14 protein-coding genes are annotated in these 14,313 nt (G+C 36.7%); 9 read left to right on the top strand and 5 right to left on the bottom strand.

Annotated elements, in window-relative coordinates; all coding sequences use genetic code 11:
• Positions 1-36: 36 nt before the first annotated feature.
• The 3 genes from OQ267_RS16820 to OQ267_RS16830 all read right to left on the bottom strand — a co-directional run bounded on the left by OQ267_RS16820 (position 37) and on the right by OQ267_RS16830 (position 3,598).
• Positions 37-318: a pyrimidine/purine nucleoside phosphorylase gene (locus OQ267_RS16820; protein ID WP_265837039.1), complete on the bottom strand. Its 282-nt coding sequence runs from the start codon at positions 316-318 to the stop codon at positions 37-39.
• Positions 319-434: 116 nt separating this feature from the next.
• Positions 435-1,508 (bottom strand): HmuY family protein, encoded by a 1,074-nt coding sequence (locus tag OQ267_RS16825; protein ID WP_265837041.1) that lies wholly within the window; start codon positions 1,506-1,508, stop codon positions 435-437.
• 11 nt (positions 1,509-1,519) lie between these two features.
• The gene (locus tag OQ267_RS16830) at positions 1,520-3,598 is read right to left on the bottom strand and encodes a TonB-dependent receptor plug domain-containing protein (protein WP_265837043.1); all 2,079 of its coding nucleotides are present in this window, start codon (positions 3,596-3,598) and stop codon (positions 1,520-1,522) included.
• 153 nt (positions 3,599-3,751) lie between these two features.
• Here OQ267_RS16830 and OQ267_RS16835 point away from each other — a divergent pair, with 153 nt between their 5' ends.
• The 9 genes from OQ267_RS16835 to OQ267_RS16875 all read left to right on the top strand — a co-directional run bounded on the left by OQ267_RS16835 (position 3,752) and on the right by OQ267_RS16875 (position 11,476).
• Positions 3,752-4,702, top strand: coding sequence for a helix-turn-helix domain-containing protein (locus OQ267_RS16835; RefSeq protein ID WP_265837045.1), 951 nt, complete (start codon positions 3,752-3,754; stop codon positions 4,700-4,702).
• A gap of 100 nt (positions 4,703-4,802) precedes the next feature.
• Positions 4,803-5,897 carry an MBL fold metallo-hydrolase gene (locus OQ267_RS16840; protein ID WP_265837047.1) on the top strand — a complete coding sequence of 365 codons (1,095 nt, stop codon included), beginning with the start codon at positions 4,803-4,805 and terminating at the stop codon, positions 5,895-5,897.
• 49 nt (positions 5,898-5,946) lie between these two features.
• Positions 5,947-6,309, top strand: a complete 363-nt coding sequence (locus OQ267_RS16845; RefSeq protein ID WP_265837048.1) for a hypothetical protein — start codon at positions 5,947-5,949, stop codon at positions 6,307-6,309.
• A gap of 52 nt (positions 6,310-6,361) precedes the next feature.
• Positions 6,362-7,159: a hypothetical protein gene (locus tag OQ267_RS16850; RefSeq protein ID WP_265837050.1), complete on the top strand. Its 798-nt coding sequence runs from the start codon at positions 6,362-6,364 to the stop codon at positions 7,157-7,159.
• Position 7,160: 1 nt separating this feature from the next.
• Positions 7,161-8,087, top strand: a complete 927-nt coding sequence (gene miaA, locus OQ267_RS16855; protein ID WP_265837051.1) for a tRNA (adenosine(37)-N6)-dimethylallyltransferase MiaA — start codon at positions 7,161-7,163, stop codon at positions 8,085-8,087.
• Positions 8,088-8,203: 116 nt separating this feature from the next.
• Positions 8,204-8,725 (top strand): outer membrane beta-barrel protein, encoded by a 522-nt coding sequence (locus OQ267_RS16860; RefSeq protein ID WP_265837052.1) that lies wholly within the window; start codon positions 8,204-8,206, stop codon positions 8,723-8,725.
• A 151-nt stretch (positions 8,726-8,876) separates the two neighbouring features.
• On the top strand, positions 8,877-9,425 hold the full coding sequence (locus OQ267_RS16865) for a hypothetical protein (protein WP_265818158.1): 549 nt from the start codon (positions 8,877-8,879) through the stop codon (positions 9,423-9,425).
• 96 nt (positions 9,426-9,521) lie between these two features.
• Entirely contained in the window at positions 9,522-10,052 is a 531-nt protein-coding gene (locus OQ267_RS16870; protein WP_265837054.1) for a DUF3347 domain-containing protein, read from the top strand.
• Positions 10,053-10,186: 134 nt separating this feature from the next.
• Positions 10,187-11,476 (top strand): citrate synthase, encoded by a 1,290-nt coding sequence (locus OQ267_RS16875; RefSeq protein ID WP_265837056.1) that lies wholly within the window; start codon positions 10,187-10,189, stop codon positions 11,474-11,476.
• A 158-nt stretch (positions 11,477-11,634) separates the two neighbouring features.
• On the opposite strand, the gene OQ267_RS16880 is transcribed toward OQ267_RS16875, so the two are convergent.
• Positions 11,635-12,756: a DUF3667 domain-containing protein gene (locus OQ267_RS16880; protein ID WP_088301453.1), complete on the bottom strand. Its 1,122-nt coding sequence runs from the start codon at positions 12,754-12,756 to the stop codon at positions 11,635-11,637.
• Between the two features lie 19 nt (positions 12,757-12,775).
• Positions 12,776-14,161: a nucleoside permease gene (locus tag OQ267_RS16885; protein WP_265837058.1), complete on the bottom strand. Its 1,386-nt coding sequence runs from the start codon at positions 14,159-14,161 to the stop codon at positions 12,776-12,778.
• Positions 14,162-14,313 lie beyond the last annotated feature (152 nt).

The following is a 14,313-nucleotide window of genomic DNA, read 5'->3' on the forward strand; positions in this document are numbered from 1 at the left end:
ACCTATAAGGTGTTTAAGACCTTATAGGTTTTTTTATTATCTGTACTGGCAAAGATAAGCTGTAGGGACCTCTGTTTGAACTTTGAACCTGGAATTGGCCGGAACTTCGAAACTATTTCCAGCTTCAAAATGCTGCCAGTCGGTTTGGTCGGGCAGCAATGCTGATAGTTTTCCTTCCACAATATGCATAATTTCTTTGTCCGCCGTCCCAAATTCATATTCACCGGGATTTATAATTCCCAGAGTAGATTTCCCTTCTGCGGTTTCGTAACCAAGAGATTTAACGTTTCCGTTAAAATAAGTATTTTCTATTATCATCTTTCGATCTTTTTGTAAAGCTATAAAATTTGAGATAATGGTAAAACCTGTAAAAAGATAAAGCTCCCCATCGCGGGGAGCATCTATCCAACTAACAAAACATATTTTTTAGGTTACTATCCTTTTTTAACTAATTTGTATTCAATTACCGGTTTGCCGCGTTCGCCGCCATCGCTACCAACACCCATGCTTACAAATCTTAATTTGTAAATGTTACCTGCACTGTCTTTTATTAAATAGAAGTATTTTTTAATGATTCCCGTACCTGTTGTTACTCTCCAGTTGCTCCCAATAACATCTCTTGAAGTTAAAAATATCAGTCCAGTCAGGTTAGCTTCAGTAAAATTTGTATATGTTATTGAGACTGTTTCTTCAAATTGAAGTGCGCTTACGCCACCTAAATTATTGGTTGTGATAAAATCCTGGTAAAAATATGGATTGGATTCCGGGTCACTGGCTAAAGATCTATAGGTACTGAAGCTCCAATGAAAATCCCACTCTGCTTTTTTAGGCTCTGCATTGACTACAACTCCATCATTATTATTTCCGAGAGAGACAAACGACAAATTAAAATCGGCATTTTTTGAAATACTTACAGTTTTAAAAGTAGTTTCCTGAACTTTTGCATATTGTAACGTATAGCCAGTTGTGCCATTTCTTAATACCCTCACTTTGTAAAGATTTGGTTCTGTATAAGTTCCGTTTAAACCTAAAATATATACTTTATTTTCGGCATCAGTTGCAGATACTGCAGCTATAGCAGTGCGATTTAAGCTCCCGTTATAACTATCAACTAAACTAACCGCATTTACCAATGGGGGAGATGCTTGTAAACTCATATTATAAACCATTGAGGCTTTAGCATCATTCAACGTTACGGTATTAATATCAGTTTTATTAACAACCTGGGCTAGCGCCTGAAAGGATTGATTAAGTACGACTTTAAAATCAGCGCCGTTATAAAATCCTAAAGCCCAGCTTTTTCTATTAACCGACGTTGATTTATCTGTACTTAAATCTGCATACACAATGTTAGCATAATTAGACTCAGCGGTTTTACCACTTAAAGTTAACGTACTTCCACCTGATGGTGGTACAACAATTATAGGTTCATCATTATCTTTTTTACAAGCAGTAAAAGTGATCGCCAAAACGGCGATTGCAATCATAGAGTGAAGTTTATTCATCATTTTTTGTTTTATTATTTGTTCCAGTTAAAAGTTATTCCGAGTACATAAGAGCGACCATAGCTGTAGGGCACCGCACCACCGCCTGTGCTATGGGCACCGCCTGATGCCGTAGAAGAATTGGTGAGTTGAGTGACATCAAACATATTTTTTACCCCTGCATTAATCGTGAAGTATTTATAAAGATGTTTGTTAAACATTAAATCGGCTAAACTAAAATCACCGATTTCAACCTGCTTATAATCTGCTGCATTGGCACCATTGTTTTGATAGCTGGGTAACTTGCCGGTGTATTTGTAAAATAAGCTGATGTTTCCTTTAAGCTGAGGCAGGTTATACATTATTGTTGCCGTAATTTCAGGAGACCATGAGAATGCTGGAATAGTCAGGCTTGGGTTTTCCACCAATTGTTCGTTATATCGGCCAATGTAAGAAGCACCAATAGTGGCATTGATATTTTTATAAATGACTGTATTATCTACGGTAAAGCCTGTAGTTTTAAATTTTGATAAATTGAATAATGTCGTGATTGTTGCATTTTGCGCTGATTGTGCAAATGTGATGCGGTTTTTGAACAGGTTATAAAAGGCAGCTAAAGTTGTACGAAGTTTAAATTCGGAAGTATTATGGGCTTCCCATGTTAATGAACCGTTAAAACTGTTTGATTCTTCTGCCTTTAAATCCGGATTGCCGAGAATATTATGACTGGCATCTACAAAATCATAATACAATTCGCGCAAAGCTGGAGCCCTGAAGCCTCGTGCATATGCCAATCTTAAATCTAATTTTCTACCTAATGCAAACTTGGCATTGATTGATGGAATGACTGGTGGCGCAGTGTAAACAGAATTTTTAATGATCCTTAATCCTGGTCTGATATTAATGCCAGCTATTGGTTTGATTTCTGATGATATAAAGAAAGCATAATCATTGATTACGGGTGTACCATTAATTCTTTGTCCGCCGGCTGCATCCCTGTTGTATTCTATCCCGGGCTGAAAGGACACTTTATCGTTCAGGATATACTGGGCAGTAGCCCTGAAAATTACCGAATTGAATTTAGCAGTATCCTGTTTACCCTGATCTGTACCTAAAATGTCTGTTCCGGTGCTAAAATTATGGTTGACTGTTTTGGTTAATCTTTTTAAGTCAGAATAGCCTGCAATTGCAGTAATTTGAAGAGAAGGACTTAATTTCCATTCCGATTGTAACTGGTTAGTATAACGGGTAGTTTTATAGGTTTGCCATTCTGCAATATAATTTAAAGGATTCATCCCTCCGCGACTGATAATTTCTTCCTTTAAACCATCCAACCTGTACCAGATATTAAAATTTTCATTGCGATAGCCGAATTTAGTATTGGCCAGCCATTGTTCTTTTGGCTTCCAGCGGTTTCCACTGGCCAGATCCTGATCTACGATATCTCTTGGCGTGGTACTGGGTTTAATATTCCAGCCACCAAAATCATTATGCGTAACACCAGCCAAAGCACTCCATCCCTTATTTTGCCAGCTCAAACCAATGTTTTGAATATGATTGCCTTTACCAGAAAATGGAGTATGTTCTTTCCCTACTGTTTCTTCCTGTACTCTTGCTGTAACATTTAAGTTCGATTTTCCGGCTCCCTTCGTGATGATATTGATCACTCCGGCCAAAGCGTCTGATCCATACACGACTGACATCGGGCCTTCTACTATTTCTATTCGCTCAATGGTATTGATATCAATTTGATTCAAGCTTTCTCTGGTATCCGACCGGTCAATCATCGGAACACCATCCAGCAATACTTTTACGTTCCGGCCACTCATGCCCATTACAGTAACATCAGCGGTGCCTAAAGTCAGGTCATTGCTGAACCTGAAGCCTAGTTCTGTATTTAAAACCTGTTGAATATTCAGCGCACCCCGCAGTCTGATTTTTTCTGCACTTATAGTTCTTACCTGGTAAACTGAATTTTTTATCGATTGTGGGCCATACTGACCGGTTACCACAACTTCCTTTAAATCATTTACCCCCAAGGTATCAACTTTAGCATGCTGAGCTACAGCTGATAATCCACATAAAACGAAGGCAAACGACAGATATATTTTCATTTATTTAGACTAATTATAAATAATTATGCAAATTTGTACATAATCACAAAATGGAGATAACGCCAGGCGGATAATTAATGCCGTTATACGGATTAAAAACAGAATATGATAAAGACGCTAATGCCTGTGATAACCTTTATAAAATTTAACTAAATGAAAATTAAACTCTCAGCGTATGCATCACAACATACCATCCATGAACAGGTTTACAAGGATAACTTCCAGATCAAGGAGGATATAGAAGAAATGGAGAAGCAAATTCAAACCCATAATTATCAGATTAAATTAAAGGAAAAATGGTTTGACGGAGTTCACATCAGCAGGGTTGAAATAGCCAATCATGGCGTTGAAGATTTTTTATATGAATCTTCAGCTCATCATATCGGCTTCCTTTTTTGTATAGACGGTAAGATAAGTTTTAACAGGGCCACCAATACCGGTTATTTACTCAACATAGCTAAAAACCAGTATTATGTTTTATCAGGCCGGCTTGAACCCCTGGTAATTCGTGCTGTCAAAAAGGCTTGTTACGTATATGTTCAGCTAACAACATCTTATTTTCAACATCTTACCAATCAGGAGTTAAAAGATCATCAAATGATTCAACAACATCTATTAACCCCAGAAGTAGGCTTGTGGCTTAATCGTTTAGAAAGTTATTCATACCAGGGACGGATAGAGCGGATTTTTCTGGAATCCAGAATGTTCGAATTAATTATTTTTTACCTGCAGAAAAAAGAGCCTGCAGCTGTACCAATTAAGGAAGATGATCTGATGAAAATTATGTTTGCCAAACAGCTGGTTGAAAATAATTTGCAGCGTCCGGGTTCATTGATTGAGCTATCCCGTCGGGCCGGGATTAATGATTTTAAACTCAAGAAAGGTTTTAAAATACTGACCGGCTATACTGTTTTTGGTTATCTCTATAAATTAAGGATGGAAAAAGCACAGCACCTGCTCCTGCAGGAGAAGAAAACAGTAAACGAAGTTGCTTTTCTGGTAGGATATAAAAATGCACAACATTTTATTACGGCTTTTAAAAGACAGTATGGAATTTCGCCGGGAAGCCTGAATAAAAATAATCTGATCCAAATAGATGAATAACTTGTTTTTTTGTAAGAATAAAGTGAAAAAACACTGAACGATCAGCTTGTTGTACATAATACTTTCTGCAATAACTACATTTACGGATTAATTATAGAACATGATCATCCTTTATATTATTGTAGCCATTGCCATATTGGTTTTAATTGTTATCAATCTACCTGTTTTCGGAAGTTCACCCAGTGGTTTAAGGCTAGATAAAATTCGTCATTTACCGAATTACCGCAATGGTGCCTTACAAAACTTATCTGTTACCCCCATGCAGCCGGAAGGGATTAGTTTCTTTACCATAATGAAAGCATTTTTCTTTGAAAATCATCCCAATAAGATTCCTGTTAAAGCATTAAAATCTGTTAAGCCTGATATAGATGCTGTACCGGATCAACATCTGCCGGAAGTGATCTGGTTTGGACACTCGTCTTACCTGATTAAAATAAATGATCTCCGCATTTTGGTCGATCCTGTATTTAGTAAAGTACCCTCACCTTTTTCATTTATAGGAAGTAAGGCTTTCCTGGGAACAGATTTTGTGAAGGCCGCGCAATTTAAAAATATTGATGTCCTGCTCATTACGCATGATCATTATGATCATATGGATTTTCAAACAATCTCAACCCTTATACCTCATGTTAAAAAAATCGTCACTTCCATTGGTGTGGGTTCGCATTTACAAAGATGGGGGATACCTGTTGATCAAATCCATGAACTTTGCTGGCATGAAACGGTTTCATTAGCTGAAGACCTAAAGTTTACAGCAGTGCCTGCCAGGCATTTTACAGGAAGGAAGTTTAAACGAAATCAAACCCTGTGGTCTGCATTTGTATTGGAAACCTCCCAATCAAAACTGTTCCTTGGTGGAGATTCCGGATACGATACCCATTTTACTGAAATAGGTAAAGCGCATGGTCCGTTTGACCTGGCGATTTTAGAATGCGGGCAATATGACGCCTATTGGCCATATATTCATATGTTTCCGGAGGAAACGGTGAAAGCTGCAATTGATCTTCAGGCTAAAGTTTTATTACCGGTGCATTGGGGCAAATTTAGTTTGTCCATGCATCCCTGGAACGATCCGATAAACAGGGTGGTAAAGGCCGCAAAGGAAAATGGATTGCGTTTGGTGACACCGAGGCTGGGTGAAACCATCCGGTTAAATAGCTATCTGCCTGATACAAATTGGTGGCAGGAAGAATAAATTAAACAATAATGCTCACACTGTGTTTAATTTTAAACGCAGCTAAATTATGAAAACAGACCTTATAGAAATTTTTCAAACCATTAGGGCCGGAGTACAACCTTATGCCACACGCGGTTATACCGTTCATGAAAATTCTGAAACCGGATATGACCTCTACAGCGAAAAAAATATCGAAACTTCTGAAGGAAAAATCACAGAACGTTTCTTTATAGGCATTTATATCAATGGAGATCAAGTTGAAGTGAAGCTGAATACAGCAGAATTTACGGCTGATATATCTGGCTTGCACCAGTTCGATGATCATAAAACCGGATTTCAAATTACTGCTTTAGACGATCAGAAATTAAGTGAGGTACAAAACTTTATTGAAATTATTCACACGAACTTTAAAGAAAAAGAGTGGATTTAATGATTTGATAGCTAAATTTGCTGACACATTATTGTTGCATAAAATAGCATCTTTGAATCACCTTTCATCTAAAAATAACATCGAATGGCATGATCAACTGAAATCCAGATTAGAGGATTCCGGATTGAAATGCCATTTTTTTGTTGAAGATAATTTCAGCTTAATTTTATTCAGCGAAAATCACATTGCCATTCATCTAATCAAGCTTAAGAATCATTTTCGGCCTGCTGACCTTATTCAGTTGCAGGAAAAATACAATAATTCCGGAATGAAACTCATCCACCTTTGGGAAGATATCTGGGTAAGCCGGCCAGCACAGGTATTGGCCAGAATAAAATCATTGCTTGGGCTAAATGAACGGATTCATGGCAGAAAAACAAAGGTGAATAAAATTGCAAAGCCAATTGCTGATCATTTTATCAATGAAAATCATTTGCAGGGCGCAGTGAGCAGCCGGTATAAGCTGGGCTTATTTGAAGGGGAACACCTGGTTGCAGTAGCTACTTTTTCGGCACTGCGGAGAATGAACCATACCGAAAATTATCAGTCAGCGGAGTTAATCAGGTTTGCCGTAAAAGCGGGTTATACAGTTACAGGTGGTTTAAGTAAGCTGATCTCGCATTTTCATGCTATTCAAAAGCCCAATGATTTAATGACATATGCCGACAGAGACTGGTCAGCGGGTGAGGCTTATGCAACACTTGGTTTTAAACTAACTGGTTTACTTGAACCTCAGGAATTTCTATTGGATGAACACCTGAACCGGAAACTCAGGAAGGACCAGGTGTCTGTTTCATTTCATCCTTTGGTTTTTAATACGGGTAGTTATAAATTTATCCTGGAGTTTTAAAATGGCAGATTATAATTTAATCATTATTCTGGGTGCAACGGCATCAGGAAAAACCAGGCTCGCCGTACAGGTAGCCGGTCAGTTAAACGGCGAGGTGATCAGTGCAGATAGTCGCCAGGTTTTCAGAAAAATGAATATTGGAACCGGAAAGGATCTCCATGAATATGAAATCAACAATAAAATTATTCCGCATCACCTGATTGATATCCTGGATCCTGGCGAACGTTATCATGTAGATGCATTCAAAAATGATTTTTATCGTGCATTTGAAACGATCAAATCAAAAAACAAATGGCCAATTCTATGTGGTGGAACCGGAATGTATATCCATAGCTTGCTGCAAAATCAGCCATATACTGCTATCCCCATAAATGATGCCTTAAGAAGTGAATTGTTATCTTTTGAAAAGGATCAACTGGTGGAGCTGTTAAGCAATTATCCGGAAGCACATACCGCTCATGCAGACCGATCCTCCAGAAAGAGATTGATCAGGGCAATAGAAATTGCAGCTTACTTAAAAAACCATGATATTAAAGAGAAGATAACACCTGAAATTAGGCCCGTTATTTTTGGTTTAAAGAATCAAATCGAAATTACCAGGGCAAAGATTTTATCGCGTCTGGATCACCGGCTTGAAAATGGGATGATAGAAGAAGTGGAGTCGTTAATAGCCGGTGGTGTTCCGAAAGATATTTTAGTCTTTTATGGTTTAGAATATAAATTTATAACCAATTATCTTGATGGACTGCTCAACTATCAGGAATTAAAGTCTGCGCTTGGCATAGCCATTTGCCAGTATGCCAAGAGGCAAAATACTTTTTTCAGAAAGATGGAGAAGGATCAGGTGAACATTCACTGGCTTGATGCATCTTTTCCTGCCCAGGCGCTCACACAGCAAGTTATGGATAAAATCTACTCAAAAGTATAAATATCTTAAAATAAGGATGTTTGGTCTTTAAATTCCTAAAAGTTGTTTTGACATTGCTTTTGGCATAGGTTTTGTAACTATGATGATATATTTATTTAACTTAAAAATAATATTTCATGAAAACATTTACTAAAATTATTGCTACTTCAGCAGCTGTAGTGGCATTATTTTTCTCGACTAATGCAAATGCACAATCACAAAAATTAGGAATAGGACTAACTGCAGGTATCCCAACAAATGATGCTTATAATTTTGTTGGTGGGGTGGATGTTCGTTATCAGTTCGATGTTGATAAGCAATTATCAATTCCTGTTACTGCTGGTTATACTCGCATGTTTGCTAAAGACTTCACAGTAGGTAATGCAACTTTTGATGGTACAGATTTTGGTTATATCCCTGTAAAAGTTGGTGCAAAGTACTTTTTTAATGATTCTGGGGCAGGTGTTTACGGTTTAGCAGAACTGGGTGCTGGTTTTGGTACTAATTCTGGAAGCAAGACCTCATTCGTATATTCTCCAGCTGTAGGTTATGCTTGGAGTAATGGTTTAGATTTAGGCGTTAAATATGAAGGTTTATCAAGAGACGGTGGTAGCATTGGTTTCTTTGGCTTACGTTTAGCTTATGGATTTAATTTGTAAGATCATATAATTCATTACAGAAAGCCCCGGCAACAGCCGGGGCTTTTTTTATTTATCATCATTTCTGAAAAAAATGAAAATAAATAAATCTGGATGAAATTATTTTACGTATATCAATCAAAACCTTATTAATAACTTAAATTTATCTGATATGAAAACGATTACTAAAATCTTCGCAACAGCAGCAACAGCTGTTGCAATTTTTGCTTCAACAAGCTTAAGTGCCCAAACAATGACAGAACCTGATCCAAATCCGGCTCCAAAGGGTATGGCCTTCAAAGTGGGTGTGGGTATTAATGGCGGTGTTTTTCGCGATAAATCGCCAATGGATTATGCATATGGAGCAGATCTGAAATTACAATGGGACTTATCTCCTTACGTAGCAGTTACTGCATCAGGTGGTTACACTAAATTAATTGCTAAAGACAATGCGGTAGATGCTGATTTCATTCCGGCAAAAGGCGGTGTAAAAGTATTTCCTATTAAAAGAATGTATCTGGCTACTGAAGCTGGTGCAGGTTTCGCTATCCAGGATGGTGCTAAAACAAACTTTATCTACTCTGGTGGTTTAGGCTATGAATTTGGCGGTTTTGATGCCGGCATCAGGTATGAAGGTTATGTGAATGACAGCGCTTCAACAACCTATTTCAGAAAAACAGGTCAGTATGCTTTAAGACTGGCTTATAATTTCAAATTATAATTAAAACATCATATAATTTGAAAGCCTCGCAATTTGCGGGGCTTTTTTCGTTTATTTAATATTAAATTACCTATTTTGAACCCAAAACCAAATACCATGAAACAAATATTCGGACTTGCCATACTCTTCACTTTTATTGCTTGCAACCAATCAGAAAAAAAGTCGGCAGGTAGAACTGATTCTATACAATCAGATACATTGAGTAAAAATAACCAGGTTTCTATTAAAGATAAAAAGAAAGAAGATATCCTGATCAAGTATGTGAATCTAAAAAATGCCCTGGTTAAATCGGATGAGAAGCTTACTCAAAAAAATGCCGCAGATTTACAGAAGAGCCTGGCTGATTTTGAAGGTTGTGAACCTACAGCTGAGGTTGCCGGTAAAATAGCAGGCAGTGGAAATCTTATTGATCAGCGGAAAGGTTTTACCATTTTAAGTTCTGACTTGATTGCATTGATGAAAGGTGCAGAAATAGAAAAAGGAACAATTTTTGTTCAACACTGCCCTATGGCTAATAAAGGAGATGGCGGCGATTGGCTATCTACAGAAAAGGAAATCAGAAACCCGTATTATGGAAATGAAATGCTGGAATGTGGTAGGGTTACAGAAGAATTAAAAGCAAATTAGAAAATCGGTTTTATATTAAATTAAGCATGATTGTTACGTCTTTCTGACTAATTGTTCATATTAATTTAACAGATTTGTTATGCACGTATATTAATTTTATATAATTTAGAAAGCTATAAACACAATACAATAATATGTCAGATATTGCAGAGATTAAAGTTGATGGTAAGACGTTAGAATTGCCAGTAATTACAGGAACTGAGGATGAAAAAGCCATAGATATTTCGAAATTAAGGGATCTTACTGGTTTTGTAACCTTAGATACTGGTTTTAAAAATACAGGTTCAACTAAAAGTAAAATCACATTTTTAGACGGTGAAAAAGGTATTCTTAAATACAGGGGCTATTCAATTGAAGAGCTTGCCGCAAAATCCAGTTTCTTAGAAGTAATTTATTTGATCATATACGGAGATCTTCCAACACAAACACAGGTAGAAGATTTTCAGGCTGAAATTAACAGGCATACCCTCATCCATGAGGATATGAAGAAATTTTTTGACGGATATCCATCACGATCTCATCCGATGGGGCAGCTGGGCTCATTAATATTCTCGTTATCAACTTTTTATCCGGAATGTTTAAAGCCAAATCAGACTGCAGAAGAGCAAAACCTGACCATCATTAAGCTTTTAGCTAAATTTCCGACGATAGTTTCGTTTGTTTATAAAAAATCGTTGGGTCACCCGCTGATTTATCCGAAAAATAAATATGATTATGTAACCAATTTTCTTTGGATGACTTTCGGACAACGTACAGAAGATTATGATGTAAATCCGATTGTGGTAAATGCCATGAATAAATTGCTGATTTTACATGCTGATCATGAGCAGAATTGTTCTGCATCAACTGTTCGGATTGTAGGTTCTTCTGATTGTAATTTATATGCATCTATTGCTGCAGGTATTGCTGCTCTTTGGGGTCCGCTGCATGGTGGTGCCAACCAGGCTGTAATTGATATGTTGGAATTAATCAAGGCTGATGGTGGTGATACAGAAAAATGGATTAACAAAGCTAAAGATAAAAACGATCCTTTCCGCATGATGGGATTCGGACACCGGGTTTATAAGAACTTTGACCCGCGTGCTAAAATTATTAAAAAAGCCTGTGATGATATTCTAGAAAACCTGGGAATTGATGATCCAATTTTAGAGATTGCGAAGAAGCTGGAAGAAGCTGCTTTAACTGATCAATACTTTATTGATAGAAAGCTTTATCCAAATGTAGATTTCTATTCAGGTATTATTTACCGTGCGTTAGGCTTCCCTTCTGAAATGTTTACGGTATTATTTGCCTTAGGCCGTTTACCTGGATGGATTGCACAATGGAAAGAAATGCATGAAAACAAAGAGCCAATTGGTCGTCCACGTCAGATTTACGTTGGTGAAACCGATAGAGAATTTGTTGAATTGAAAGACAGAAAATAATTATGATAAATCATAAAAAAACCCACTCGATAATGTCGAGTGGGTTTTTTTATGGCGTTAAATCTTGAACAGTCGTCTCTCTGAATTTATTTCAGGGTCTTATTATATATGTTGTACAGCATAAAAGATGCTGAAACAGTTCAGCACGAATATTAAGTCTAAGTAGCTACATAATAAATTAAATTAATCATCGCCATTTCTGATAGCTTAAAGGCAACTGCATAAAGAATTAAAATCCAAAAGATTTTAAAGACTGTGCTCCACGTTTTACGCTGATAAAAAACGGTGAGTGCTTTAAACATATACCAAAATAAATAAATGGTCACGCCGATCTCTATAATTTTAGTTAAAAAAGAATCCTCTCCAAATACATGTATCATGATTGGCTTGGTTATAATGGAGACGATAAAATAAACCATCATTCCGTGGATGGTAAAAATCAGGTGATCTAAATAGTAAATGTGATTTTTCCTGAAATTGAGCATGATGAACCCTGCCAGCAAAGGCATCAATAAAAAATATTGTTTTGGCCTGTTATGTTCTAAAGTCTCCTGGATAACTTCAGATTTCTCCCCAATAGTAATTGCCCTTTTTTTAATCAATTTTTCATACCAACTGTCTTGCTCGGCTAAAGACATTTTTTTCTGGCGTAGAAGATAGGCAGCATAGGTACTGTCGTTCCTTTCAATGTGGATCTCATTAAAATCTTCAATCCTATTTGCTATAGAATCAGATTTTAACCTGGTATTTTCTGCTTTTAGTCTGTTTAATTCTTTTTCCTGATCGGCAAAGCCCAATGCAATAAATTCTTCTTTCTTGATTGCCTCATCAATCGATTTAGTGGCTTTATTAGCAATTTTTTTAGGTATTCCAGTAAGTTTTAATGCTTTGTTTACACTGTCTGTTACATTTTGATTCTTTTTCTTTTCAATATTAACATGAACATTGTCCGTATCTTTTTCGCCATGTTTTGGAGAATATACCACCAAAAAATATACAATAGATACGAAAATATACATACTTACCGGATTGATGTACCGGGCTCTTTTCCCAGCTAAATAATCAAGTGTAACCTGACCTGGTTTTGTTAAGAGAGGGGAGAGTGTTTGGAAAAACTTATTATCAAAATGGAAATAGTGTGCAATACTGTGGCTGATGAAGCCCCAGAAACTTTCTTTAAGTTCTAAATTGGGTTGGCCACATTGGCTACAATAGTGTTTCTCTACATGTGCACCACAATTGAGGCAATCATGTTCTTTTCTATACTTACCAGATGACATATGTAATTTTGAGCGTTAATTAATGACTAATGGCCTCAATAGCTTTCTCTTCAGCTTTGGTATGTTTGTGTTTAAAAATAAATACAAAAACAATGGCAATGACCAGTACATATATAGTGAAAGCAAGCCAGATATTGTGCCAGTCTTTAACATCTAATGACCTGCTTAAATCGCCATTTTTTAAAACACTGATCCCTTTGTCTTTTAAAAATTTAAGCAAGTGAACGTTGTCTTCATTACTTTTTACATACCTGGAAAGTGAACCAATATTGCTGTAATAGGTTGTAAAATATTTATTAATCATCCAGCCGGAAACCAGGCTTCCGAATACAGCTCCAAAACCATTGGTCATCATCATAAATAAACCTTGCGCAGATGAACGGTTTTTAGGCGTGGTAGAAGTTTCTACGAATAATGATCCTGAGATATTAAAGAAGTCGAAGGCCATGCCATAGACCACGCAAGAGGTAATGATCATCCATAAGTTGGCCGACGGATCACCAAATGCAAACAAACCAAAGCGTAACACCCAGGCAAACATCGCAATTGCAATTACCCATTTAATTCCGAATCTTTTCAAAAAGAATGGAATAGCCAAAATGAAGAGTGTTTCTGATATTTGTGAAATGGATAAAATAATGGTGGAGTAACGGATGACAAAAGATTCTGCAAAAACAGGAAATAATTTAAATTCATCCAAAAAAACATCGCCATAGGCATTGGTTAATTGTAAAGCGGCACCCAAAAACATGGAAAAGATAAAAAACAAAGCCATTTTATAATCTGCAAAAAGCCTGAATGATTCCAGTCCTAATTTTTGGGCGAATGTTTTTTTCTCACTAATCAGATTCAATGGTTTACAGGCCGGAAGTGTGAATGAATAAATACCCAGAAACAAAGCACTTATGCCCGCAATGTAGAATTGATTTGCGCTGGCTTTATTGCCTGTTAAGTTCGTAATCCACATGGCTACGATAAAACCCACTGTTCCCCATACACGAATGGGCGGAAAGTGCTTTACCACATCGAAATTTCCATTTTTTAGGGTAGTATAACTGATGGAATTACTTAATGCAATGGTTGGCATATAAAAACACATGGCCACCAATATCACCCAAAAAAATGTATGGGGATCATTTACCTGTGGAAGGTAAAACATGGTAGCAGCGTAGAGAAGATGTAAAATGGCATACAGTTTTTCTGCGTTGATCCATTTATCGGCCAGGATGCCTGTGATGGTTGGCATAAACAGCGATGCAATACCCATTGTAGAAAAAATAATTCCAAAATTAGCACCATCCCATTGTTTGGTACCAAACCAGTAATTTGCAATGGTAATTAACCAGGCAGCCCACACAAAAAATTGCATGAAACTCATTATAGTTAAGCGAAACTTAACGTTCATAATAATAGTTTAGTTTGATTTTTTAAAGTAAAGGCTGAATATAGAACTAATTTGAAACATTATTCAAAAATAAACCCAAATTATTTAAAATAATCTGGGCAATTTTAACTTTTGGTTATTTTATGAAAAATACCGGATTTAATGTCACCATG

The sequence above is a fragment of the Pedobacter sp. MR22-3 genome (assembly GCF_026240075.1).
GTDB lineage: Bacteria > Bacteroidota > Bacteroidia > Sphingobacteriales > Sphingobacteriaceae > Pedobacter.

Excerpts from the sequence above, each read along its gene's own strand:
- OQ267_RS16860 (WP_265837052.1), top strand. The coding sequence starts at position 8,204 with ATGAAAACATTTACTAAAATTATTGCTACTTCAGCAGCTGTAGTGGCA.
- OQ267_RS16825 (WP_265837041.1), bottom strand. The coding sequence starts at position 1,508 with ATGATGAATAAACTTCACTCTATGATTGCAATCGCCGTTTTGGCGATC.
- OQ267_RS16845 (WP_265837048.1), top strand. The coding sequence starts at position 5,947 with ATGAAAACAGACCTTATAGAAATTTTTCAAACCATTAGGGCCGGAGTA.
- OQ267_RS16865 (WP_265818158.1), top strand. The coding sequence starts at position 8,877 with ATGAAAACGATTACTAAAATCTTCGCAACAGCAGCAACAGCTGTTGCA.
- OQ267_RS16885 (WP_265837058.1), bottom strand. The coding sequence starts at position 14,161 with ATGAACGTTAAGTTTCGCTTAACTATAATGAGTTTCATGCAATTTTTT.
- OQ267_RS16830 (WP_265837043.1), bottom strand. The coding sequence starts at position 3,598 with ATGAAAATATATCTGTCGTTTGCCTTCGTTTTATGTGGATTATCAGCT.
- OQ267_RS16840 (WP_265837047.1), top strand. The coding sequence starts at position 4,803 with ATGATCATCCTTTATATTATTGTAGCCATTGCCATATTGGTTTTAATT.
- OQ267_RS16875 (WP_265837056.1), top strand. The coding sequence starts at position 10,187 with ATGTCAGATATTGCAGAGATTAAAGTTGATGGTAAGACGTTAGAATTG.
- OQ267_RS16870 (WP_265837054.1), top strand. The coding sequence starts at position 9,522 with ATGAAACAAATATTCGGACTTGCCATACTCTTCACTTTTATTGCTTGC.
- OQ267_RS16835 (WP_265837045.1), top strand. The coding sequence starts at position 3,752 with ATGAAAATTAAACTCTCAGCGTATGCATCACAACATACCATCCATGAA.
- OQ267_RS16880 (WP_088301453.1), bottom strand. The coding sequence starts at position 12,756 with ATGTCATCTGGTAAGTATAGAAAAGAACATGATTGCCTCAATTGTGGT.
- OQ267_RS16820 (WP_265837039.1), bottom strand. The coding sequence starts at position 318 with ATGATAATAGAAAATACTTATTTTAACGGAAACGTTAAATCTCTTGGT.
- miaA (WP_265837051.1), top strand. The coding sequence starts at position 7,161 with ATGGCAGATTATAATTTAATCATTATTCTGGGTGCAACGGCATCAGGA.